This window comes from Nonomuraea sp. NPDC049646, assembly GCF_044465525.1.
Lineage (GTDB): Bacteria > Actinomycetota > Actinomycetes > Streptosporangiales > Streptosporangiaceae > Nonomuraea.
On record NZ_JBITLU010000002.1, the window covers coordinates 133112 to 155193 of the forward strand.

Below are 22082 nucleotides of genomic sequence, written 5' to 3' on the forward strand. Positions count from 1 at the left end.
GAAGAGGGGTTGCCATCGACGGCGTGACCCAGGCCCATGGGCGTGGTCAGGCTCGCTCGCCCAGGTCCAGGCGGTCGAGCAGGCCGCCGGCGGTGAAGGCGGCCACGAGTTCGTCGCGGCCCTCGGTGAAGTGGGCCCAGCCGTCGTAGTGCACGGGCACCACCCGGCGGGCGCCGAGGATCCCGGCCGCCTCCACGGCCTGCGCGCTGTCGAGCACGATCAGCCGCCCGTCGAACAGGACGGAGAACCGGGGCCCGCCGGCGAAGAGCACGGCGGTGTCCACCGGGCCGAACCGGCCGGCGATCTCGCGGACCGCATCCAGCGAGGCGTTGTCGCCGCTGACGTAGACCGTGGGCAGGCCCTCCCCGGTCAGGACGAACCCGACGACCTGGCCGGTGATCGGCTCGACCTCCTCGCGCGGGCCGGGGCCGTGCACGGCGGGCACGCCGGTGACGGTGATCGTGCCGCCGTCGCGGCGGTCCAGCTCGATCGACTCCCAGTCGGCCAGGCCCCTGGCCCCGCCGCCCAGGCGCCGCCCGCCCCCGGGCGTGGTGAGCGTGAGCGGGACGTCGGCCAGCAGGGCCCGGCCCGCCTGGTCCAGGTTGTCGGGGTGCTCGTCGTGGGAGAGCAGGACGACGTCGATGCGGCCGAGGCCGGCGGGCGTGGCGGACGGGGGAGCCGTCTTGGTCAGCCGGCCGCCCGGCACGTGATAGTCGCCGGGGGCGTCGAAGGTCGGGTCGGTCAGGAAGCGCAGGCCGCCGTACTCGAAGAGGGCGGTGGGACCGCCCAGGACGCGGACGGGGATCTGCTCGACGGGCGCGCCGGAACTGGCCATGCGAATACCTCACGGATGGGAAGTTGTTTATCCGTGATGACGGTAACGGTGTCTCACGGACGAGCGCAAGCCGTACCATGAGACACATGAGCGAGACGCCGACCGCCGAGTCCGTGCTGCCGCCCGCGCCGGGGGCCGAGGACTACCTCGCCCTCGACTTCGTCAACAGCGCCGTCGCGCTGCCCGGAGGCCAGTTCGTCGACCTCCTCGGCACGCCCGCGGCGACGAATCGCTGGCTCACCGAACGCGGCCTCGCGCCGGCCGACGCCGGGGTGCAGGAGATGTGCGCGACGCAGTTGCGCTCGCTGCGCGAGCACGTCAGGGCGTTGTTCAGCGCGCGGGTCGCGGGGCTGCCCGTCCTGCCCGCGGCCCTGTCCGCCGTCAACGACGCGCTGAGCAAGGCCCCCACCGCCGCCCTGCTGTACTGGGACGAGAAGAACGGCCCCTACCGCGCGACGCCGTGCCCCACCAACGAGATCCTCGACCGCGCGCTCGCCACGCTGGCCGCCAACACGGCCGACCTGCTCACCGGCCCCGACGCCGAACGCCTCACCAGCTGCGGATCCCCGCCCTGCAACCGCTACCTGCTGCGGCACGGCCGCCGCCACTGGTGCTCCACGCGGTGCGGCGACCGCGCCCGCGCCGCCCGCGCCTACGCCCGGCGCACCCAGCCCGCCCCCGGCTGACGGCCCGCGCCGATGTGGCGCACGTCACGCATTCGGCTGTCACAGGACGCGGGTCTCCGGCATCTCTTGGTCGAACCACCGAGACGCAAGGAGCACATCATGGAAACCCGCCTCAACCTCTTCGGCAGCCCGGTCGTCGCCAAGGCCATGGGCCACTACGGCGCAGTGGCCCCGGTGCTCATCCAGGAGTCGGCGTTGCCGATCGCGACCCAGAACCTGGTGATGCTGCGCGCCAGCCAGATCAACGGCGACGGCTATGCCACCGACGTCCACGGCAAGAACGCCGCGCAGGCCGGTGAGACCCTCGCGCGCCTGAACCTGGTCGCCACGTGGCGCGAGTCGACGGTGTTCACCGACGCCGAGCGGGCCGCCCTGGAGCTGACCGAGCAGGGCACCCGCATCGCCGACGGCGCCGGCGGCGTCACCGACGAGGCCTGGGCGAACGCCGCCGAGCACTACGACGACGACCAGCTCGCCGCCCTGGTGGCGTTCATCGCGCTCATCAACGCCACCAACCGCTTCGCCGTCATCAACCGGCAGCGCGGCGGCGCCTACCAGCCCGCCGCCCGCTGAAGCTCCGCTACCGCCGGGCGGGTTCGTGCCCGGCGGCCCGGGAAATGAAGGAGCGCGGGGCGGGTCGCGTCAGGCGACCGCGGTGCCCTCCAGCTCGACCATCAAGGTGGGGATCGCCAGCCGGGTCACGCCGAGCATCGTGGTGGCCGGCGCCGCCCCGGCGGCCCCGAGCCGCGCCGCCAGCACGCCGTAGTGCTGGAAGAGCAGGTCCACGTTCGTGGTGTAGACGTTGAGCCGGACGAGGCTCGTCAACGACATGCCGGCCTTCCCGAGGACGGCCTCCAGATTGTCCAGGCTCAGCGCCAGCTGCGCCGCCATGTCGCCGTCATGCCGGGGCGTGCCGTCGTCGCCCATCGCGGTCTGTCCCGAGCAGTACAGGGTGCGGGTCTGCCCGGAGACCAGCTCGCCCTGGTTGAATCCCATCTCGACCGACCAGGTGACCGGGTTGATCGCCGTTCGTTCCAGTGTCATGCCGGCTCCGTTCGAGGTCATGTTGTTCGACGTCATGGTGATCAGCCTGCCAACGAATCACGACATCCTGTGTCGTGTATCTCGATAGGGTTTTCGCATGCGCGCCGACCGGCTGGTCTCCCTGGTGCTGCTGCTGCGGCAGCACGGACGGCTGTCCGCGACCACCCTCGCCCGCGAGCTGGAGGTGTCCACCCGCACGGTGCTGCGCGACATCGAGGCGCTGTCCGCGGCGGGCGTCCCGGTCTACGCCGAACGCGGCCGGCACGGCGGTTTCGCGCTGTTGCCCGGCTTCCGGACCGAGCTCACCGGCCTCAACCCCGACGAGGCGCTCGCCCTGCTGGTCGCCGGGTCGCGGCGCGGCGCCCAGGCGTTCGGCCTCGGCTCGGCGCTCGCCTCGGCGATGCTCAAGGTGGTCGACGCGCTCCCCGACAGCTACCGGGACACCGCGGCCGGCGCGGCCGAGCGGCTGCTCATCGACCCGGAGACCGACCTGCTGTCCCGCCGGCTGGCCGCCGAGGAGGTTCCCGACGCCGTGTCGGCCGAGGTCCTGCGCGCGGTCTTCGCCGGACGCAAGCTGGAGATCCACTACGCGCCCTTCGGCGGGGCGCCCGAGTGGCGGACGGTCGACCCGATCGGCCTGGTCACCATCCGCGACCGGGGCTATCTGCTGGCCACGAGGTCCGGGGCCGACCGCACCTACCGGCTGTCGCGCGTCCAGGCCGCCAGGGCGCTTCCCGAGCCCGCCCAGCGGCCCGACCGGGTCGACCTGGACCGGGCCTGGCGGGAGCGCGGCACCCGGTTCCGCACCGGCGGCGACCAGGTCACCGTGCTGGCGCGGGTGGCCCCGAGGCGGCGGGAGGAGCTGCTGGGCACCGCGCTGGCCGTCCTCGCCGAGGAGGCCGACGCCGACGGCCTGCTGCGCCTGGAGGTGACCTTCCAGGACGACAGGCACGCCGTCTGGGCGTTGTGGCAGCTCGGCACGGACGCCGAGGCCCTGTCCCCGCAGTGGTTGCGCGACTCCCTGCACGCCCGCGCGACCGCGCTCGCCACCCGCTACCGGGCGCCGTCCGCGGAACCGGCCGCCAGCAGCGAGGACCGGGCGTGAAAACCCGTTGGCGGACGGCGGCGGCCGCTGCTACGTTGCCGGTGGCCGTGCGAGAGATCGAGGAGGTGGTACCCGTGCACAAGACAACGACATGGGTGCTCCCCTTGGGGGTCACGGTCGGCGACTGAGGCAGATGTCGCCGGGAGCGCCGCGCCAACTGGCACTCCCGAAAGGCAACAGCCATGCATTCTCCGCAGCCCACCGCCGCGCCCCTCGACTACGACGTGGTCATCGCCGGATGCGGGCCGACCGGCGCGATGCTCGCCGCCGAACTGCGGCTGCACGACGTACGGGTCCTCGTCCTGGAGAAGGAGACCGAGCCCAAGTCGTTCGTCCGCATCGTCGGCCTGCACATCCGCAGCCTCGAACTGATGGCGATGCGCGGCCTGCTGGAGCGCGTGCTCCGGCAGGGACGACAGCGTCCGGCCGCCGGTTTCTTCGCCGCCATCGACAAGCCCGCGCCCAGGAGCCTCGATTCCGCGCACGCCTACATGGTGGGCATCCCGCAACCGGTCATCGAGCGGCTGCTCGAAGAGCACGCCGTCGAACTGGGCGCGCACGTCCGGCGCGGCCAGGAGGTGACCGGGCTCGCCCAGGACGACGCGGGCGTGACCGTCGAACTGGCCGACGGGGAACAGGTGCGCGCCCGCCATCTCGTCGGCTGCGACGGCGCGCGCAGCACCGTGCGCAAGCTGCTCGGCGTCGGCTTCCCCGGCGAGCCCTCGCGCAACGGGACGCTGATGGGCGAGATGGAGGCGGGCGTGCCGCAGGAGGAGATCGCCGCCACGGTGGCCGGGATGCGCGAGAAGCCCCAGCCGTTCTGGGTCCGGCCCTTCGGCCAGGGGATCTACAGCGTCGTCGTGCCCGCCGCCGAGCCCGGCGACCGCGCCGAGCCGCCCACCCTCGACGAGTTCCGGCGACAGCTTCGCGCCGTCGCCGGAACCGACTTCGGCGTGCACTCCCCGCGCTGGTTGTCCCGCTTCGGGGACGCCACCCGCCTGGCCGAGCACTACCGGGTCGGGCGGGTGCTGCTGGCCGGCGACGCGGCGCACATCCACCCGCCCATCGGCGGACAGGGCCTGAACCTGGGCGTCCAGGACGCCGTCAACCTCGGCTGGAAGCTGGCCGCGCAGATCCGCGGCTGGGCGCCGGGCCCGCTGCTGGACAGCTACCAGGCCGAACGCCGCCCGGTCGCGGCGGACGTGCTGGACAACACCCGCGCCCAGGCGGAACTGCTGTCCGACGGGCCGGGCCCGCGGGCCGTGCGCAGGCTGCTCACCGAGCTGATGGACTTCGACGAGGTGAACCGCCGCCTGATCGAGAAGATCACCGCGATCGGCGTCCGCTACGACTTCGGCGCGGGCCCCGACCTGGTCGGCCGCCGCCTGCGCGACATCGACGTGCAGCAGGGCCGCCTCTACGATCTGCTGCGCCGCGGCCGCGGCCTGCTGCTGGACCGCACGGAACGCCTGACGCCGGGCGGCTGGTCGGACCGGGTCGACCATCTCGCGGATCCGACCGCGGCCCTCGACGTCCCGTGCCTCCTGCTGCGTCCGGACGGCCACGTCGCCTGGATCGGCGACGACCAGCGTGACCTGGACGTCCACCTGTCCCGCTGGTTCGGCAGCCCCGCCTGAGCGGGGTCAGGTAGTGAGGGAGGCCACCGGCGTCACGCCGCAGGTGCGGGCGTAGCCGTTCTCGGCGCCCGCAGGCAGGACCAGGCCATGCCGAATGCCGCCGGCCATCGGCATGGCCTGGCACCCGCGCCGCACCGCCGACGGGGCCCACCGCTGGTCGCGTGACGCCGTGCGCCGGGTGCTCCCTAAGGGCCGGCGGGGGTAGCCATCGGGAGACCGGAAAAATTCTCGCCGGCGGATGTCGAGAACCGCGCGGCGGCTCCGTCCCTGGGGCGGAACACGAAGACGACCCTGGAGGGACGACCATGCGAACGAACGAGATCATCGAGATCCTGGACCGGCCGCTCAGCCGGGAGCTGCTGGCCCGCGACCTGACCCGGCTGGCGTACGTGGCCAAGGACGGCACGCCGCGGAACGTCCCGATCGCGTTCACCTGGAACGGTTCCGAGATCGTCATGTGCACGACGAAGAACGCCCCCAAGCTCGCGGCCCTGCGCGCGAACCCGATGGTCGCCCTGACGATCGACACCGAGGTGCACCCGCCCAAGATCCTGCTGATCCGCGGCCGCGCCGAACTGGACGTCGTGGACGGCATCCCGGAGGAGTACCTCCAGATGAACGGCTCGTACGAGATGACGCCCGAGCAGCGGGTCGAGTGGGAGGCCGAGGTCCGCTCGCTCTACGACGGCATGGTCCGGATCGTCGTCACCCCGACGTGGGTGAAGCTGATCGACTTCGAGACGACCCTGCCCAGCGCGGTCGAGGAGCTGATGAGGGAGCGGGCAGAGCGCGAGAACGCCACGACACGGTAGAAGGGCGGCCCGGGAGCGCTTTGGCCCCGGGCACAAGGTCTCAGACGCTATTCGTCGTGCACGATGAAGAGGACGGCGTCGGCCTGGCCTAGCGTTCGGTCATGCGCCGCCTCTCCCTCGACGACCTGTACGGCCTGGCCGTACCCGGTGATCCACAGCTGCGTCCGGACGGCTCCGCCGTCGCCTACACCCTGACGACGGCGGACCGCGAGTCCGACGCCAACGTGACCGAGATCTGGCTGGCCGCCCCGGGCGCCGCCCCGCGCCGGCTGGCGACCGGCGCGGCCCCCCGCTGGTCGCCCGACGGTCGCACCCTCGCCTTCCTGCGCCCGGCCGGCGGGCCGCCGCAGATCCACCTGCTGCCCATGGACGGCGGCGAGCCGCGCGTCCTCACCTCGGCGCCGCTGGGCGCCGGCGTGCCCGTCTGGTCGCCCGACGGCGCCCGCATCGCCTACGCCGGGCCGTCCGGCGAGGTGGACCCGAACGCGCCGATCGTCATCGACACGCTGGAGTACAAGGCCGACGGCGCCGGGCTGCTGTGCGGCCTGACCACGCACCTGTTCGTCGTGGACGTCGAGGACGGCGCCTCGGCACAGGTGACCTCGGGCGACTTCCACGCCGGCGCGCCCGCCTGGGCCCCGGACGGCGACCTGCTGGCCTTCACCGCCGGCCTGGACCCCGACCGCGACCTGGACATCTGCGGCGGCCTCTACCTGGTCGAGCCCAAGCAGGACGGCGCGCTCGAACGCGCGGGCGGCGACGGCGTGATCTGCGCGGGCGTCTGGTGGCTGGGCGGCCGCTGGATCGTGGCCGGTTACCGCGGCGCGCCCGAGGGCCACACCCGCCTGTTCGCCCTGGACGGCGACGACCTCGCCGAGATCGAGACCGGCCTCGACCGCAACGTGATGATCGGCGCGCCCGGCTACCCGGGGGCGACGCCCGCGATGAACGGCGACGACCTGCTGTTCTGCGTCCGCGACGGCGGATTCACCCACCTGTACCGGCTGCCGCCCGGCGGCGTCGCCGAGCGCGTGGTCGAGGCCGACCGCAACGTGGCCGGCGTCAGCGTCGCCGCCGGGCGGGTGGCCTACGTGGCCTCCACGCCGCGCAGCGCCGGTGACGTCTACCTCGACGGCCAGGCCCTCACCGATCACGCCCCCGAGGGCGTCGAGCTGTTCCAGGCGCGCAGCCGCACCTTCACCGCCCCCGACGGCACGCCGGTCGAGGCGTTCGTGCTGCGCGACGAGACGCTGACCGAGCCCGGCCCGCTGCTGCTGGACATCCACGGCGGCCCGCACAACGCCTGGGCGCCCGTCTTCGACGGCGTGCACCTCTACCACCAGGCGCTGGCCGCCCAGGGCTGGACCGTGCTGCTGGTGAACCCCCGGGCCAGCGACGGGTACGGCGAGGCGTTCTACACCGCCACGGCCGGCGCCTGGGGCCTGTCGGACGAGGACGACTTCCTCACCCCGCTGGACGTCCTGGTCGAGGAGGGCGTCGCCGACCCCGCCCGGCTGGCGGTCACCGGCTACAGCTACGGCGGCTACATGACCTGCTGGCTCACCGCCAGGACCCGGCGGTTCGCCGCGGCCGTCCCCGGCGGGGTCGTGGTCGACCTGCGCAGCATGCTCGGCACCGCCGACCTCGGCTACTTCCTGGCCAAGTACGAGGTCAGGGACGAGTTCGTCGAGCAGTCGCCGATCACGTACGCCGGCGACGTCGTCACCCCGACCCTGATCCTGCACGGCGGGTCGGACGACCGCTGCCCGATCGGCCAGGCCGAGCAGTGGTTCGAGGCGCTGCGCGAGCGCCGGGTGCCGGTCCGCCTGGTCCGGTATCCCGGTGGTTCACACCTTTTCATCCTCAACGGACGGCCTTCACACCGCTTCGACTACAACGAAAGGATCCTCGCGTGGCTGGATCAATGGGTCAGCGTCTCGCCGAACTGATCGAGAAGTACGAGGTCCCGGGCGCGGCGCTCGCCTACCTGCACAACGGGGAACTGCACGAGTTCGCCGCGGGCGTGCTCAACGTCGACACCGGCGTGGAGGCGACCCCCGACTCCCTGTTCCAGATCGGCTCGGTCTCCAAGGTCTGGACGGCCACCCTGCTCATGCAGCAGATCGAGCGCGGCCGGCTGACCCTGGACACCCCGGTCGCCGAGCTGCTGCCCGGCTTCCGGGTGGCCGACGCCGAGGTGACCAAGACCGTCACGGTCCGGCACCTGCTGTCGCACACCAGCGGCATCGACGGCGACCTGTTCCTCGACACCGGCCGCGGCGACGACTGCATCGAGAAGTACGTCGAGGCCTGCGCCGACCTGGCGCAGAACCACCCGCTCGGCGCCACCCAGTCCTACTGCAACTCCGGCTTCGTCATCGCCGGGCGCATCCTGGAGGTGCTGGAGGGCAAGACCTGGGACGCGGTGCTGCGCGAGAACATCTGCGAGCCGCTCGGCCTGACCCACACCTGGACGCTGCCGGAGGACGTGCTGCGCTTCCGCGCCGCGCACGGCCACGTCGAGGACGGCAAGGCGGCTCCCGTGTGGGGCCTCATGCGCTCGTGCGGCCCGGCCGGCCTCATCTGCGCCCGTCCGCGGGACGTGGTCGCCTTCGGCCGCGCCCACCTGGAGGGCGGCCTGCTGGAGAACCCGCGGGCGATGTGGGAGCCGCAGGTCGACATCCCCAACCCGCACACCCTGGGCAGGCAGTGGGGCATCGGCTGGATCCTGGACGAGTGGTCCGGCCACCGCGTCATCTCGCACGGCGGCAACACCATCGGCCAGCACGCCATGCTCTGGGTCGTGCCCGACACCGGCACCGTCGTGTGCGTGACCACCAACGGCGGCCACAGCGGCGCCCTCACCCACGCCGTGGCCACCGAGCTGTTCGCCGAGCTCGACGGCCTGGCCGTGCCGCCGGTGCTCGGCCCGCCGGACAGCCCCGTGCAGGTGGACGTCGAGCGTTACGCCGGCGTCTACGAGCGGGTCGGCGCCCGCATGACCGCCAGCGTGCACGACGGCGCGCTCAGGTTGCGCGTCGAGTCGACGGGCGCGCTCGCCGCCCTGCAGGAGCCGTTCGACCTCGACCTCGTCGCCGTCGACGACGTCACCTTCGTCGGCCGCCGCGAGGGCGACCCCGACTGGGTCTCGGGCGTGTTCTACCAGCTCGACGACGGCTCGCCCTACTTCCACCTCGGCGTCCGCGCCACCCCCAAGATCGCCTGAGGAGACCGGATGGATCTGCAGAAGCGCCTGGACGAAGCGGCCGCGGCGCACGACGTGCCGGGCGCGGCCATCGCCGTGTGGACCGGCGGCCAGTTGCATGAGGCGGCCACGGGCGTGGTCAACCGCAACACCGGCGTCGAGACCACCACCGACAGCGTCTTCCAGGTCGGCTCGACCACCAAGGTGTGGACGGCCGCCCTGATCATGCAGCTCGCCGAGGAGGGCCTGCTCGACCTGGACGAGGAGGTCGGGCACTACCTGCCCGAGTTCGCCCTGTCCTACGACGCCGTGATCACCGTCAGGCACCTGCTGTCGCACACCGGCGGCTTCGACGGCGACCTGTTCGAGGACACCGGCCGCGGCGACGACAGCCTCGACAAGTTCGTGGCCTACCTGCACGGCGCGGGCAAGGTGCACGAGCCGGGCGAGCTGTTCTCGTACTGCAACGCCGGCTACTGCGTGCTCGGCGCCATCGTGGCCAGGCTGCGCGGCACGACCTGGGAGCAGGCCATGCGGGAGCACCTGCTGAAGCCGCTCGGCGCCACCCACGCGGCGCTGCTGGCCGAGGAGGCCGTGCTGTTCCGCGTGGCGGCCGGGCACATCGGGCCGGGCAACGACGTCTGCCCCCAGTGGCAGATGCCCCGCTCCAACGCGCCCGCCGGGGCCACCATGTGCCTGGCCCCGCGCGAGCTGGTGCGGTTCGGCCGCATGTTCGCCGCGGGCGGCGTGGCCGAGGACGGCACCCAGGTGCTGTCGGCGGAGAGCGTCGCCGCGATGCGCACCCCGCAGGCCGCGGTGCCGGGCGTGCCCGGCCTGATGGCCGCCAACTGGGGGCTCGGCTTCGAGCTGTTCACCTGGGGCGCCTACGGCCACGACGGCGGGACCCCGGGCCAGAGCACGTTCTGGCGGGTGGCCGACGACGGCTCGTACGCGATCGCGATGAGCATCAACGGCGGCAACTTCGTCGGCGTCATTAACGACCTGCTCCTGCCGCTGCTCAGGGAGGCCGGGCTGGCCGCCCCCGACCTGCCCGCCCCGCCGGAGCAGCCGCGGGCCGTGGACCCCGCGGCGTACACCGGCCGGTACGAGGGACCCCAGCTCGCCTACGAGGTCTCGGCGGCCGACGGCGGCCTCCAGGTCGCCCTGATCCCCGGCGCGTTCATGGCCAGCATGGGCCAGGAGGGCACCACCGCCAGGTACGTCCACCTCGCCGAGGACACCTTCATCGCCGAGCAGCCCGAGGAGGGCAGGCACGACACCGTCACGTTCGTCGTGCGGGACGGGGCCGCCACGCACCTGCACAACGGCCGGGCGGTCCCGCGTGTTTGACCGGGAGGCCAGGAACGTCTTCGCGGCGGCGGGCGTGCGCGGCTTCGTGCACGCCCGCGACCTGGACGGCGAGGCCGAGATCGGCCTCGACCCGGACGCCCCGGTCGTCCTGGCCTCGGTGTTCAAGCTGCCGATCCTGCTGGAGTACGCCAGGCAGGCCGCGGCGGGCGAGGTGGACCGCACCGAGCGGCTCACCGTCACCGCGGCGGACAAGGACGGCGGCATCGGCACCTCGGGCTGCGCCGACGACGTGTCGCTGACGCTGCGCGACCTGGCCCACTTCATGATGTCGATGAGCGACAACGCGGCCACCGACGTGCTGCTGCGCCGGGTGGGCCTCGACCGCGTCAACGCCACGCTGGAGGACCTCGGGCTCAGGCGCACCCGCCTGATCGGCGGCTGCGCGACGCTGTTCGAGTCCGTGGTCGAGGAGCTGGGCACCATCGACGTGGCCGGCATCCCCGAGGAGCGGATCAGGGCGCTGGCCGTACGCGATCCGGAACGGACCACCGCGGGCACGCCCCGGGAGATCACCACCCTGCTCGGCCTCGTCTGGCGCGACGAGGCGGGGCCCGCCGAGGCGTGCGCGGAGGTGCGCGACATCATGGGCAGGCAGATCTGGCCGCACCGCCTCTCCTCGGGCTTCCCGGACGAGGTGCGGGTGTCGGCCAAGACCGGCACCCTGTGGGGCGTGCGCAACGAGGCGGGCGTCGTGGAGTACCCCGACGGCGGCCGGTACGCCGTCGCGGTGTTCCTGCACGGCGACGACCTGTCCTTCCGCATCCCGGCCGCGGACGCCGCCATCGGCCGGGCCGCCCGTCTGGCCGTCGATCACCTGCACGGCTGATGACGGTCTACGTCGACTATCGTGAGCGGATGAACAGCCGTCCGCGCGCCAGCCTTGAGCGGATCCTGTTCGATCTCGGCAGCACGGTCCTCGACGTGGCCGCCTCACCCGGTGACCTCGACACCGAGGTCACCGGGGTGCACATCTACGACCCGCTCGACGAGCTCTACGTGCCGCCGGGCGGGCTGCTGCTGGCCGTCGGCGTGCAGGGCGCCACCGCCATCTGCGCCCTGCTCGACGCCGCCCGCGAGGCCAGCGGCATCGTCGTCAAGCTGCCGGTCGACGTCGACGAGCAGGTGCGCAGCAAGGTCCTGGAGACCGGCGTCGCCGTGCTCGGGCTGACCAGGGCCGCGTCCTGGTCGCAGGTCGCCGCGCTGCTGCGCTCCCTGCTGGCCGAGGGCGACCTGGCCATGCCGGAGAAGGGGCCGCAGGGCGACCTGTTCGCGCTGGCCAACGCCGTCTGCGCGCTGCTCGACGCGCCCGTCACCATCGAAGACCGCTCGACCCGCGTCCTGGCCTTCTCCGGCAGGCAGGACGAAGCCGACCCCGGCCGGGTCGAGACCGTGCTCGGCCGCCAGGTGCCCGAGCGGTTCCAGCGCATGCTCGACGAGCGCGGCTTCTTCAAGAAGCTCTACCAGAGCCGCGAGCCGATCTACATCGAGCTCGACGGCGACAGCATCAACCGGGCGGCCGTGGCCGTCCGGATCGGCGACGAGATCCTCGGCTCCATCTGGGTCGCCGTGCGCGAGCCGCTCACGCCGCAGCGCGAGCGCGCCCTGGCCGACGCGGCCAAGATCGTCGCGCTGCAGCTGCTGCGCGAGCGCGCCGGCGCCGACACCCAGCGGCGGCTGCGCGCCGACCTGCTGTCCACGGTCCTGGCCGGCGGTTCAGACGCGGCCGACGCCGCGGGCCGGCTCGGCATCGCCACCGAGCGCCTGTGCGTGCTCGCCGCCCAGCTCGCCGACGGCGACGCGGCCGACCCGGCGCGCGCCGAGAGCGACCGGCAACGCTTCTGCGACGCCCTGGCGCTGCACGTCGGCGCGATCCATCCCAAGGCGGCCGCCGCGATGATCGGCTCGGTGGCCTACGCCGTCCTGCCGCTGAGCTCGGGCGGCGACGAGGAGACGCGGGCCGTGCGCGTCGCCGAGTCGTTCCTGGCCAGGGTCGGGCCGCGGCACGCGGCCAACATCGGGGTCGGCCGGCTGGCCGCCAACCTCTCCCAGGTCGCGCGGGCCCGCGCCGACGCCGATCGGGCGCTGCGCGTGCTGCGCGCCCGCGGCCTGGCCGGTCAGGTCGCCGGCTACACGGCCGTGCACTTCGAGTCGCTGCTGCTCCAGGTCTCCGACGTGGTCGCCGCCGAGGAGCAGGTGCCCACCGGCCCGTACGAGCGGCTGCTCGCGCACGACGCCGAGCACGGCAGCGAGCTGGTGGCCACCCTGCGGGCGTATCTCGACGCGTTCGGCGACGTCAACGCCGCCTGCGCGAAGGTCCACGTGCACGCCAACACCTTCCGCTACCGGCTCAAGCGGCTCACCGAGATCAGCGGGCTCGACCTGTCCGATCCCGACGCGCGACTCACGGTGATGCTGCAGATGCGGATCTTCGGGCGCTAGCACGAGGTCGTCCGCGCTTTTTGTGAAGGGCGACGAAGAAGGACGGGCCGAGAGGGACGAATGTGGGTCACCACCCCACGCTCTCCTGGAGTCGCCATGAAGAAGACAGCGGTGCTCACCGCGTTGGCCCTGCTAGCGGCCGCGTGCGGCAGCGGCGGAGGTACGGCGGGCAGCACGGGCAAGCCTGTCACGGGCGGCACGTTCACCGCCGCCATCAGCGCGGACCCCGGGGTGCTCGACCCCGCCACGGGCGTGCTCTCGGTCACCAACGAGGTCCTGTCGGTGGCCTACGACACCCTGGTGTCCGTCTCGGCGGACGGCAAGACCGTGCCCGCCCTGGCCGAGAAGTGGGACGTCAAGCCCGACAGGGTGACCTTCACCCTGCGCAAGAACGTCACCTGCTCCGACGGCTCCAAGCTCACCCCGGCCGACGTCGCCGAGAACATCAACCACATCGCCGACCCCGCCGTCAAGTCGCCCATCTACGGGGTGCTCGTACCGGCCGGCATGAAGGCCGAGGCCGACGAGTCCGCCGGCACCGTGACGCTGTCGACGCCCGAGCCGTTCAGCTTCATCCTGGAGAGCTCACGGCTGCTGTTCATCGTCTGCGGCAAGGCCGTCAAGGACCGTTCGCTCATCGCGCGGGCCACCTCCGGGACCGGCCCGTACCAGCTCACCGAGGCCGTCCCCGGCGACCACTACACGTTCAAGGCGCGCCGGGAGTACACCTGGGGCCCGGAGGGCGGCACCGCCAAGGACATCCCCGAGACGCTCGTCCTCAAGGTGGTGCCGAACGAGCAGACGGCGGCCAACCTGCTGCTGGCCGGCTCGCTCAACGCCGCCACCTTCTTCGGCCCCGACCGCACCCGGCTGGAGGCCAACCCCGCCCTCGGCAAGATCATCGAGGTGCAGGGCAACGGCCAGTTCTTCTACCACCAGGGCGAGGACAGGCCCGGCCACGATCCCGCCGTCCGCAAGGCGCTGACCCAGGCGCTCGACCTGAAGGAGCTGGGCGGCATCGCCTCGGGCGGCACCGGCAAGCCGGCCACCGGGCTCGTGGCGCCGCCCCGCCCGTGCCAGGGCGACACCGTCACCGGTCACGTGCCCGCCTTCGACACGGCGGCCGCCACCGCCGCCCTGGACGCGGCCGGCTGGAAGGCCGGGGCCGACGGCATCAGGGAGAAGGACGGCAAGAAGCTCTCCCTGCGCGTCATGTACGCCACCACCAAGGGCCCCGGCATCGTGGCCGCCGCCGAGTACATGGCGGCGGCGTGGAAGAAGATCGGCGTCGACGTGAAGCTCAACGGCGTCATCGACACCAAGCTGTCGGAGTCGCTCAACGCCACCCAGGACTGGGACGTCGTGTGGCTGCCCATCGGCGTCACGCTGCCCTCGCAGCTGGTCGGCTTCCTGTCCGGCCCCGCCGCCCCCAAGGGCGCCAACTTCGCCCACCTGAAGAACGCCGAGTACGAGCGGCTGGTTGCCGAGGCCGCCAAGCTGACCGGCCCCGAGGGCTGCGCCAAGTGGGAGGCGTCGGAGTCGGCCCTGTTCGACAACGCCGACCTGGTGCCCGTGGTGGAGATGAACACGCTGACCGCCACCAAGGGCGCCACCTTCCGGACGATGGCCGGCCTGTTCCTGCCCTCGACGATCCGCCTCACCCAGGGAGGCTGAGTGACCGTACGGCGCCTCGTGCGCTTCGTCGTGTCGCTGGCGGTGCTGCTCGTGGCGTCGTTCGCGATGATCCATCTCATCCCCGGCGACCCGGTGCGGGCCTCGCTCGGCCCGGCCGCGCCGATCGAGCTGATCAACGCCCGCAAGCAGCTGCTCGGGCTGGACAAGTCGCTGCCCGAGCAGTTCGCCGCCTACGTCGGGCACATCCTCACCGGCGACTTCGGCACCTCGTTCCTGACGGGCGAGCCGGTCGGCGACGTCATCGCCGCCCGGCTGCCCAACACGCTGGGCCTGGCGCTGCTGGCCACCGTGGTGGCGCTGCTGCTGGCCGTGCCGCTCGGCATGTGGGCGGCCATCCGCACGGAGAACGGCCGGAACCGGGGCACCGAGATCACCTTCAGCTCGGTCACCGGCACCGCCGTCGCCGTCCCGGAGTTCCTCTACTCCATCGCGCTGGTGGCGGTCCTGTCGATCGGGCTCGGCCTGTTCCCGCCGGCCGGCAAGGAGGGGGTGATGTCGTACGTCCTGCCGGTGGCCGCGCTGGCGATCGGCCCGATCGCGATGATCGCCCGCATCTCCCGGGTGGAGACCCTGCGCGAGCTCGCCACCGACTACGTGCGGCTGGCCCGGTCGAAACGGCTGCCCGCCGCCCGCCTGCACCTGCGGCACGTGCTGCCCAACACGCTGACCGCGACGCTGACCGTGGGCGGGCTGCTGCTCACCTCGCTGATCGCCGGCAGCGTGCTGGTGGAGTACGTCTTCGCCTGGCCGGGGCTCGGCCTGAAGATCGTCGAGTCGATCACGCAGAAGGACTATCCCGTCGCCCAGGGCGTCATCCTCGTCTACGGCGCGATCGTGCTCGTCGTGAACCTCGCCGTCGATCTGATCCTGGGCGCGCTCGACCCCACCTCCAAGATCAAGGAAAACTGATGCGTTTGCGCACCCCGGCCGCCGTCGCCGGAGCCGTGCTGGTCACGCTCATGGTGGTCCTGGCCGTCGTCGGGCCGCCGATCTGGGGCGCGGCGGCGGAGAAGATCGACGCCGGCGCCATCCTGCAGGGCTCCTCGGCCGCCCATCCGCTCGGCACCGACAACCTGGGACGCGACCTGCTGGCCAGGGTCCTGGTCGCGGGCCGGTTCTCCCTCCTGCTGGCGCTGGCGGCCACGCTCTTCGGCGCGGTCATCGGCACCGTGCTCGGCGCGCTGCCCTCGGTGCTGCCGCCGCGCGGCGCCCGTTTCGTCACCGGCGCCGTCAACGCGCTGGTCGCCTTCCCCGGCCTGCTGCTGGCCATGTTCACCGCGGTGGTCGCCGGGCTGGGGGCCAAGGGCGCGGTGCTCGGCATCGGCGTGGCCATCGCCCCGGGCTTCGCCCGGCTCACCCAGACGCTGGCCGCGACCGTCGCGGGCGCCGACTACGTCGCGGCCGCCCGGATGCTCGGCGTGCCGCGCATACGCGTCCTGACCAGGCACGTGCTGCCCAACATCGCCGAGCCGCTCATCCTCAACCTCACCCAGGCGCTCGGCGGCGCGCTGCTGGGCCTGGCCGGGATGTCGTTCCTGGGCCTCGGCGTGCAGCCGCCCGCCTTCGACTGGGGACGGCTGCTGTTCGACGGGTTCGGCCGCATCTACGTCACGCCCGAGGTGGCGCTGGGGCCCGCCCTGGCGGTCGCGCTGGCCGGCATCGGCTTCAACCTGCTGGGGGACGCCCTGGCCAAGGCCGCCTCCCGCACCGCCGTGCACACGCGCGAGGCCAGGCCGGCCGCGCCGCCCGCCCCCGGCGAGCCGGACCCCGAGGCGGTGCTGGAGGTCAAGGACCTGACGGTGACCTTCCCCGGCGGCGTCACGCCGGTCCGCGAGGTGTCGCTGACCGTCGCCCCTGGGCAGATCGCCGGGCTGGTCGGGGAGTCGGGCAGCGGCAAGAGCCTCACCGCCGCCGCGATCGGCGGGCTGGTGCCGTACCCGGGCGTGGTGACGGCGGGCAGGCTGGCGCTGGCCGGCCAGGAGATCTCCGAGATGTCGCCCAAGGAACTCGGAACCGCGCTCGCCATGGTCTTCCAGGACCCGATGGCCTCGCTCAACCCCGCGCTGAAGGTCGGCGGCCAGCTCGCCGAGGTCGCGATCGTGCACCAGGGCGCCGGCAAGGCCGAGGCCCACCGGCGCGCCGTCGACCGGCTCGGCCACGTCCACCTGCCCGCGCCCGAACGGGTGGCGCGCCGGCACCCGCACGAGCTGTCCGGCGGCATGCGGCAGCGCGCCGTCATCGCCATGGGCCTCATGGGCGCCCCCAGGCTGCTCATCGCCGACGAGCCCACCACCGCGCTCGACGTGACGGTGCAGCGGCAGATCCTCAAGCTGCTGCGCGAGGTCACCGACGAGACCGGCGCGGCGGCCCTGTTCATCTCCCACGACATCGCCGTCGTCGGCGAGCTGTGCGACGTGGTCGTCGTCATGTACGCCGGCCGCGTCGTCGAGCAGCTCCCGGTCGAACTGCTGGCCGACGGCGCCGCGCACCCCTACACGCGGGCGCTCATCGACTCGCTGCCCGACATGGACACCGACCGGTCGCTGCCGCTGGCCAGCATCCCCGGCCGCCAGCCCGCCCCCTCCGACGTGGGCGACGGCTGCGCCTTCGCCGCCCGCTGCGCGCTGGCCACGGCCCGCTGCGCCGGCGAGCGTCCCCCTTTGACGTCGTACGGCAAGGCGCACCAGGTCGCCTGCTGGGAGGTCTGATGATCATCGAGAACCTGACCGTGCGGTTCGGCTCGTTCACCGCCGTCGACGACATCACCCTGGAGGTGCCGAGCGGGTCCATCGTCGGGCTCGTCGGCGAGTCGGGGTCGGGCAAGTCGTCGGTGGCCAGGGCGGTGAGCGGCCTGGTGCCGCACACCGGCACCATCACCGGCGCCAGCCGCGTCCAGATGGTCTTCCAGGACCCCTACGCCTCGCTCGACCCCCGGATGAGGGTCGGGGCGTCCATCGCCGAGGGCTGCGGCAAGGGCTCGGTCGAGCGGCTGCTGTCGCTGGTCTCCCTGCCGCCCGAGGTGGCCACGCGCTACCCGCGCGAGCTGTCAGGCGGCATGCGTCAGCGCGTGGCCATCGCCAGGGCGCTGGGCGCCGAGCCCGACCTGCTGGTCGCCGACGAGATCACCAGCGCCCTGGACGTGTCCGTCCAGGGCTCGGTGCTGAACCTCGTGCGCAGGCTCCGCGACGAGCTGGGCCTGTCGATGTTGTTCATCTCGCACAACCTGGCCGTGGTGCGCTACGTCTCCGACGTGGTCGCGGTGCTGCACCAGGGGCGCATCGTGGAGCTGGGGCCGACCGAGGAAGTGGTCGGCGCCCCCGCCCACGACTACACCCGGTCGCTGCTGGAGGCCGTGCCCCGGCTGGGCCGCTCCACCACGTAGAACGCCTTGTCGTGGAAGGCGGTCACCACGCCGCCTTCCACGAGCAGGCCGCCCAGGACCTCCCGGACGGCCAGCCGCCACGCCTTGGCGGCCCCGGGGTCCGTGACGCGCAGCGCCTCGATGTCCTCCGGCAGGGCCACGAGCAGGGTGGCGGCGTCGCTGTCGCGCGTCACCGGCCGTCCGTCCTCGTCGGCCAGCACGATCGCGGCGTCCGCCGGGAGGGGCCGCCGGGCGGGCTCGCCCCGTACGAGGGCCGCCACGTGCGGCGCCGACAACGACCATGAGGCCAGCACGCGGTCGGAGTCGCTGCCCTGGTTGATGGCGTCGGTCATGACGCCGTAGAAGCTCGGCAGGTACTCCTCGGGGCGGGCGCCCAGCTTGGCCAGGTTGAAGTGGGCGTTCCTGCGCACCAGCGGATCGTAGGTCCAGGTGATGCGGTCGATGCCGCGCTCCAGGGCCCAGCGGCGCTGGTGCAGCTTCAGCTCGAAGCCGATGCCGTGGCCGCCGGTCGCGCCGGTGATGTGGGAGTGCAGCGTGTTGCCGGCCCCGAAGAAGCCGACGGAGGCGCCCACCAGGCGGCCCGCGTCGTCGTAGGCGCCGGCCACGTAGTTGCCCGCGTGCGACATCGCCCGCATCAGCTCGACCGTGATCGGCCGGCCGTCCGGGTCGAAGTGCCAGATCCCGTCGAACAGTTCACTGACCTGCTCGAACTCCGCGATCCCATGGAGTTCCCTGATCGCGATCAACGTGCCGGCCCTCCGAATGCTCAAGTGTCACGGTGACGCTACGGCACCGTGCGGCGGGACCGAATCGTGCGGGACACCAAAGAGCACCCGGGGCTTCGTGGGATCAGACAGCGGCCGGACGCCTTTCAGTGGGCGGTCCAGCCTCCGTCGACCGGCAGCACGGCGCCGGTGAGGTAGGAGGCCGCCGGACCGGCCAGCAGGACCGCCGCGCCGACGAGCTCGCCCGGGTCGGCCCAGCGCCGCATGGGGACCTGGTGGTCGAGGAACTCCCGCACGTGCGGGTCGTCCTCGACGCCCTCGTTCAGCGGGGTGCGGAACGGGCCGGGGGCCAGGGCGTTGACGCAGATGCCGGTGCCCGCGAGCTCGACGGCCAGGCTGCGGGTGAGCTGGACGACCGCGCCCTTGCTGGCCGCGTAGCCCGCCCGGCCCGCGGCGCCGACGAGCCCGAGAGCGCTGGCCAGGGTGACGATGCGGCCGTACCCGGCTTCGCGCATCACCGGCACGGCGGCCTGGCAGGCGAGGAAGGTGCCGACGACGTTGACGTCGAGGCAGCGGCGCAGCGTGGCGGCGTCGAGGGCGTCCAGTTCGCCGCGGGCCTGGATGCCGGCGCTGGTGACGAGCACGTCCAGGCGGCCGTGCGCGGCGACGACGTCCCGCACGAGAGCCTGGACCTGCTCCTCGTCGGTGACGTCGCAGGCCATGCCCGAGGCGGCGACGCCGGTCGCGGCGGTGATCTCGGCCGCCGCCTCCCGGCACGCCGACAACCGCCGGCCGGCCGGCACCACCGTGCAGCCGGCCGAGGCCAGACCCTGCGCGATGGCCCGGCCGAGCCCCGCCGAGCCGCCCGTGACGATGGCCACCTGCCCGGCCAGGGGCGCCTCCGTACCGGCGGACCCCGCGCTCACGGTCCGGCCGTGGGCGGCCGTGTCTTCCTGGGACGTCATGTGGCTCCTCCTCGCCAACAGGTTCCGTTTGCGGAACATTAGCGGCCGTCGGGCTGGCTGCGGAAACGGCCCTCGCGGCTGCAGAGGCAGTTGAAGCAGGCCGGGGCGGGTTCCAGCCGTCGTCGTGTACAGGTCGCCGCGCCGGAGCGGACCGCGCTCGCCGGGGGACGGCGACGTCGGGCGGGGTGACCTCCAGACAGGTCTCCAGGAGGGTGTCCTCGTGTCACCGACAGCCCGGTCGTCTAGGCCATGGTCACGCCAGCCTGCCCACGGCCGCCATCACGGCCGCGCTCCCGTCCTCCGCCCCGATCCGCTCCGACAGTTCCGCGGCCCGCCGCCGGTACGAAGGCTCGCTCACGGCGGCGCGCAGGGCGTCGGCGAGCCGTTCGGGAGACAGCCTGCGGAAGGGGACGGCGGCCGGGCCCACCCCGAGCGCGGCGAGCCGGGACGCCCACAACGGCTGGTCGTTCAGCGCGGGCAGGCCGACGGCGGGCACGCCCGCGCGCAGCCCGGCGCCCGTGGTCCCGCTGCCGCAGTGGTGGGCGACGGCGGCCATGCGCGGGAACAGCCAGTCGTGCGGCACGTCCCCGACGCCGAGCGCGTCGTCGTCCAGCGCCCCGGGCACGCCCGTCTGCAGCACGCCGCGCAGCCCGGCCCGCCGCAGGGCGCGAAGGGCCAGGTCGGTGTAGTGCTCGGCGCGCGGGCCCGCCTGGCTGCCGAGGCCGACGAACACCGGAGCAGGGCCCGCGGCCAGGAAGTCGCTCAGCCGGGCGTCGGGCCGCCATCCGGCCGGACGCGCCGGCCACCAGTAGCCCGTCACCTCCAGCCCGTCCCGCCAGTCGGCGGGCCGGGGCAGCACCGCCGGGCTGAACCCGTGAAGGACCGGCCACCGGGCGGCCTCCCGCCGCCGGTACGCCTCCCGCGAGCTGATCGGCGGCAGCCCGAGCCGGGCCCGTAACGCCTTGGCCGACCCGGCGTGCGCGGGCGAGGGCACGGCGAAGAGCAGCCGGGCCGCCGTCCGGTTGCCCCACCGGCCGAGCGAGCGGCGCAGGACGCTCATGACCGGCGGGAAGTCCCCCGTCGGCGCCACCGGCTGCAGGTGCACGCCCATGCTCGGCAGGCCCATCGCCTCGGCCACGTGCTCTCCGGCGGAGGCGGCCACGTTGAGCAGCAGGACGTCGGCCCCCGCCGCCGCGGCCCGCACGATGCCGTCGGAGACCTGCCCGGCGTACTCGGCGAACATGGCGAGCTTCGCGGAGGGGGAGACCCGCGCGCCGCCCTTGCCCGCGGGCAGCAGGGGCAGCGGGTCGCCCGGGATGTCGCGGTGTTCCAGGCCCGCGCCGGTCACCAGGGCGGCGTGCGGCCGGTGGCAGGCGATCGCGACCTCGTGCCCGGCGTCCCGCAGCCGCACGCCCAGCCCCGTGTACGGGGCCACGTCCCCCCGCGTGCCCACGCCGACGATCAGTACGCGCATGAGCTCTCCCCGCCCGCCGTTTATCATGCACTCGCATGGTAAACGGCGGGCCCGCGCTTCACAATGCGACCGCATGACAAAAACCTGGGAACCGATGCCGAAGATCGTCGACCACGAGACCCGCCGGCGGCACATCGCCGACGCCGTGCACCGCGTCATCGACGCCAAGGGCATGCACAGTGTCAGCCTGCGCGAGGTCGCGGCCGAGGCCGGCATGTCCATGGGCGCGGTGCAGCACTACTTCGCCGGCAAGGACGAGATGCTCACGCTGGCCCTGCAGCACCTCAACACCCGGATCAGCGCCCGGGTCGCCGCCGCCGCGCATGACGGCACCCCGTTCGGCCTGCTGCGCGTGGCGCTCCTGGCACTCCTGCCCCTCGACGACGAGCGCCGCTTCGAGGCGCGCGTCGGGCTGGCCTTCCTCGCCCGTTCCGTGGTGAGCGAGCCGCTGGCCGAGTTGCTGCGCGCGGGCCTGCCGATCGTCCTCGACTTCTACGCCGGTCAGCTCAGGGCGGCCCAGGCGGCCGGGCAGGTGGCCGCCGACGTCGACGCGGCCAAGGAGGCCGACATGCTGTTCGCCCTCGCCCAAGGGCTGGTGAACCCCGTCCTCATCGGCCACTACAGCGCCGAGGACGCCGAGGCGATCGTCGACCACCAGCTCGGACGGCTGTTCGGCCGGGGTTAGCCGTACCGGCCGCGAAAACGTC

At 73.3% G+C, this 22082-nt stretch carries 20 protein-coding genes; 15 read left to right on the forward strand and 5 right to left on the reverse strand.

Annotated features, from left to right (window positions below; all coding sequences use genetic code 11):
* Positions 1-46 precede the first annotated feature (46 nt).
* Complete coding sequence (locus ACIBQ8_RS05410; RefSeq protein ID WP_397177639.1) at positions 47-835, reverse strand: MBL fold metallo-hydrolase; 789 nt, start codon at positions 833-835, stop codon at positions 47-49.
* Between the two features lie 86 nt (positions 836-921).
* Here ACIBQ8_RS05410 and ACIBQ8_RS05415 point away from each other — a divergent pair, with 86 nt between their 5' ends.
* Together ACIBQ8_RS05415 and ACIBQ8_RS05420 are read left to right on the forward strand one after the other, a co-directional pair.
* The gene (locus ACIBQ8_RS05415; RefSeq protein WP_397177641.1) at positions 922-1521 is read left to right on the forward strand and encodes a CGNR zinc finger domain-containing protein; all 600 of its coding nucleotides are present in this window, start codon (positions 922-924) and stop codon (positions 1519-1521) included.
* Between the two features lie 99 nt (positions 1522-1620).
* The gene (locus ACIBQ8_RS05420) at positions 1621-2094 is read left to right on the forward strand and encodes a carboxymuconolactone decarboxylase family protein (protein WP_397177643.1); all 474 of its coding nucleotides are present in this window, start codon (positions 1621-1623) and stop codon (positions 2092-2094) included.
* A 69-nt stretch (positions 2095-2163) separates the two neighbouring features.
* Here the strand turns inward: ACIBQ8_RS05420 and ACIBQ8_RS05425 are convergent, their stop codons facing one another.
* Positions 2164-2559, reverse strand: coding sequence for a RidA family protein (locus tag ACIBQ8_RS05425; RefSeq protein WP_397191626.1), 396 nt, complete (start codon positions 2557-2559; stop codon positions 2164-2166).
* Positions 2560-2662: 103 nt separating this feature from the next.
* Between ACIBQ8_RS05425 and ACIBQ8_RS05430 the strand changes: the two genes are divergently transcribed.
* The 12 genes from ACIBQ8_RS05430 (at position 2663) to ACIBQ8_RS05485 (ending at position 18211) form a co-directional block, all read left to right on the forward strand.
* Positions 2663-3670 (forward strand): helix-turn-helix transcriptional regulator, encoded by a 1008-nt coding sequence (locus tag ACIBQ8_RS05430; protein ID WP_397191214.1) that lies wholly within the window; start codon positions 2663-2665, stop codon positions 3668-3670.
* Positions 3671-3852: 182 nt separating this feature from the next.
* Positions 3853-5307 (forward strand): FAD-dependent monooxygenase, encoded by a 1455-nt coding sequence (locus ACIBQ8_RS05435; protein WP_397191215.1) that lies wholly within the window; start codon positions 3853-3855, stop codon positions 5305-5307.
* A 305-nt stretch (positions 5308-5612) separates the two neighbouring features.
* A complete protein-coding gene (locus ACIBQ8_RS05440) occupies positions 5613-6119 on the forward strand; it encodes a pyridoxamine 5'-phosphate oxidase family protein (protein WP_397191216.1) in 507 nt (168 codons plus the stop codon).
* 101 nt (positions 6120-6220) lie between these two features.
* Positions 6221-8068 (forward strand): S9 family peptidase, encoded by a 1848-nt coding sequence (locus tag ACIBQ8_RS05445; RefSeq protein WP_397191217.1) that lies wholly within the window; start codon positions 6221-6223, stop codon positions 8066-8068.
* Positions 8032-9345 carry a serine hydrolase domain-containing protein gene (locus tag ACIBQ8_RS05450; protein WP_397191218.1) on the forward strand — a complete coding sequence of 438 codons (1314 nt, stop codon included), beginning with the start codon at positions 8032-8034 and terminating at the stop codon, positions 9343-9345. The genes ACIBQ8_RS05445 and ACIBQ8_RS05450 overlap by 37 nt, the downstream gene beginning before the upstream one ends.
* Before the next feature lie 9 nt (positions 9346-9354).
* Positions 9355-10674: a serine hydrolase domain-containing protein gene (locus ACIBQ8_RS05455; protein WP_397191219.1), complete on the forward strand. Its 1320-nt coding sequence runs from the start codon at positions 9355-9357 to the stop codon at positions 10672-10674.
* Entirely contained in the window at positions 10667-11521 is an 855-nt protein-coding gene (locus ACIBQ8_RS05460; RefSeq protein WP_397191220.1) for a serine hydrolase, read from the forward strand. Before ACIBQ8_RS05455 ends, ACIBQ8_RS05460 begins: the two co-directional genes overlap by 8 nt.
* 29 nt (positions 11522-11550) lie before the next feature.
* Complete coding sequence (locus tag ACIBQ8_RS05465; protein WP_397177655.1) at positions 11551-13134, forward strand: PucR family transcriptional regulator; 1584 nt, start codon at positions 11551-11553, stop codon at positions 13132-13134.
* Positions 13135-13230: 96 nt separating this feature from the next.
* Positions 13231-14808, forward strand: a complete 1578-nt coding sequence (locus ACIBQ8_RS05470) for an ABC transporter substrate-binding protein (RefSeq protein WP_397191221.1) — start codon at positions 13231-13233, stop codon at positions 14806-14808.
* The gene (locus ACIBQ8_RS05475; protein WP_397191222.1) at positions 14809-15738 is read left to right on the forward strand and encodes an ABC transporter permease; all 930 of its coding nucleotides are present in this window, start codon (positions 14809-14811) and stop codon (positions 15736-15738) included.
* Positions 15738-17537 (forward strand): dipeptide/oligopeptide/nickel ABC transporter permease/ATP-binding protein, encoded by a 1800-nt coding sequence (locus ACIBQ8_RS05480; RefSeq protein ID WP_397191223.1) that lies wholly within the window; start codon positions 15738-15740, stop codon positions 17535-17537. The genes ACIBQ8_RS05475 and ACIBQ8_RS05480 overlap by 1 nt, the downstream gene beginning before the upstream one ends.
* Positions 17537-18211 carry an ABC transporter ATP-binding protein gene (locus ACIBQ8_RS05485; protein ID WP_397191224.1) on the forward strand — a complete coding sequence of 225 codons (675 nt, stop codon included), beginning with the start codon at positions 17537-17539 and terminating at the stop codon, positions 18209-18211. The genes ACIBQ8_RS05480 and ACIBQ8_RS05485 overlap by 1 nt, the downstream gene beginning before the upstream one ends.
* Here ACIBQ8_RS05485 and ACIBQ8_RS05490 read toward each other — a convergent pair.
* The 3 genes from ACIBQ8_RS05490 to ACIBQ8_RS05500 all read right to left on the reverse strand — a co-directional run bounded on the left by ACIBQ8_RS05490 (position 18157) and on the right by ACIBQ8_RS05500 (position 21375).
* Complete coding sequence (locus ACIBQ8_RS05490) at positions 18157-18981, reverse strand: GNAT family N-acetyltransferase (RefSeq protein ID WP_397191225.1); 825 nt, start codon at positions 18979-18981, stop codon at positions 18157-18159. The genes ACIBQ8_RS05485 and ACIBQ8_RS05490 overlap by 55 nt on opposite strands.
* A gap of 101 nt (positions 18982-19082) precedes the next feature.
* On the reverse strand, positions 19083-19901 hold the full coding sequence (locus ACIBQ8_RS05495) for an SDR family NAD(P)-dependent oxidoreductase (RefSeq protein ID WP_397177665.1): 819 nt from the start codon (positions 19899-19901) through the stop codon (positions 19083-19085).
* Positions 19902-20154: 253 nt separating this feature from the next.
* The gene (locus tag ACIBQ8_RS05500; RefSeq protein WP_397191226.1) at positions 20155-21375 is read right to left on the reverse strand and encodes a glycosyltransferase; all 1221 of its coding nucleotides are present in this window, start codon (positions 21373-21375) and stop codon (positions 20155-20157) included.
* Between the two features lie 73 nt (positions 21376-21448).
* Here ACIBQ8_RS05500 and ACIBQ8_RS05505 point away from each other — a divergent pair, with 73 nt between their 5' ends.
* Positions 21449-22060, forward strand: a complete 612-nt coding sequence (locus ACIBQ8_RS05505; RefSeq protein ID WP_397191227.1) for a TetR/AcrR family transcriptional regulator — start codon at positions 21449-21451, stop codon at positions 22058-22060.
* The last annotated feature ends 22 nt before the right edge of the window (positions 22061-22082 follow it).

Bases quoted from the DNA above. Each gene is read 5' to 3' on its own strand.
- ACIBQ8_RS05495 (WP_397177665.1), bottom strand. From the start codon at position 19,901: ATGACGTCCCAGGAAGACACGGCCGCCCACGGCCGGACCGTGAGCGCG.
- ACIBQ8_RS05430 (WP_397191214.1), top strand. From the start codon at position 2,663: ATGCGCGCCGACCGGCTGGTCTCCCTGGTGCTGCTGCTGCGGCAGCAC.
- ACIBQ8_RS05435 (WP_397191215.1), top strand. From the start codon at position 3,853: ATGCATTCTCCGCAGCCCACCGCCGCGCCCCTCGACTACGACGTGGTC.
- ACIBQ8_RS05500 (WP_397191226.1), bottom strand. From the start codon at position 21,375: ATGCGCGTACTGATCGTCGGCGTGGGCACGCGGGGGGACGTGGCCCCG.
- ACIBQ8_RS05465 (WP_397177655.1), top strand. From the start codon at position 11,551: ATGAACAGCCGTCCGCGCGCCAGCCTTGAGCGGATCCTGTTCGATCTC.
- ACIBQ8_RS05410 (WP_397177639.1), bottom strand. From the start codon at position 835: ATGGCCAGTTCCGGCGCGCCCGTCGAGCAGATCCCCGTCCGCGTCCTG.
- ACIBQ8_RS05485 (WP_397191224.1), top strand. From the start codon at position 17,537: ATGATCATCGAGAACCTGACCGTGCGGTTCGGCTCGTTCACCGCCGTC.
- ACIBQ8_RS05505 (WP_397191227.1), top strand. From the start codon at position 21,449: ATGACAAAAACCTGGGAACCGATGCCGAAGATCGTCGACCACGAGACC.
- ACIBQ8_RS05455 (WP_397191219.1), top strand. From the start codon at position 9,355: ATGGATCTGCAGAAGCGCCTGGACGAAGCGGCCGCGGCGCACGACGTG.
- ACIBQ8_RS05415 (WP_397177641.1), top strand. From the start codon at position 922: ATGAGCGAGACGCCGACCGCCGAGTCCGTGCTGCCGCCCGCGCCGGGG.
- ACIBQ8_RS05470 (WP_397191221.1), top strand. From the start codon at position 13,231: ATGAAGAAGACAGCGGTGCTCACCGCGTTGGCCCTGCTAGCGGCCGCG.
- ACIBQ8_RS05420 (WP_397177643.1), top strand. From the start codon at position 1,621: ATGGAAACCCGCCTCAACCTCTTCGGCAGCCCGGTCGTCGCCAAGGCC.
- ACIBQ8_RS05440 (WP_397191216.1), top strand. From the start codon at position 5,613: ATGCGAACGAACGAGATCATCGAGATCCTGGACCGGCCGCTCAGCCGG.
- ACIBQ8_RS05480 (WP_397191223.1), top strand. From the start codon at position 15,738: ATGCGTTTGCGCACCCCGGCCGCCGTCGCCGGAGCCGTGCTGGTCACG.
- ACIBQ8_RS05445 (WP_397191217.1), top strand. From the start codon at position 6,221: ATGCGCCGCCTCTCCCTCGACGACCTGTACGGCCTGGCCGTACCCGGT.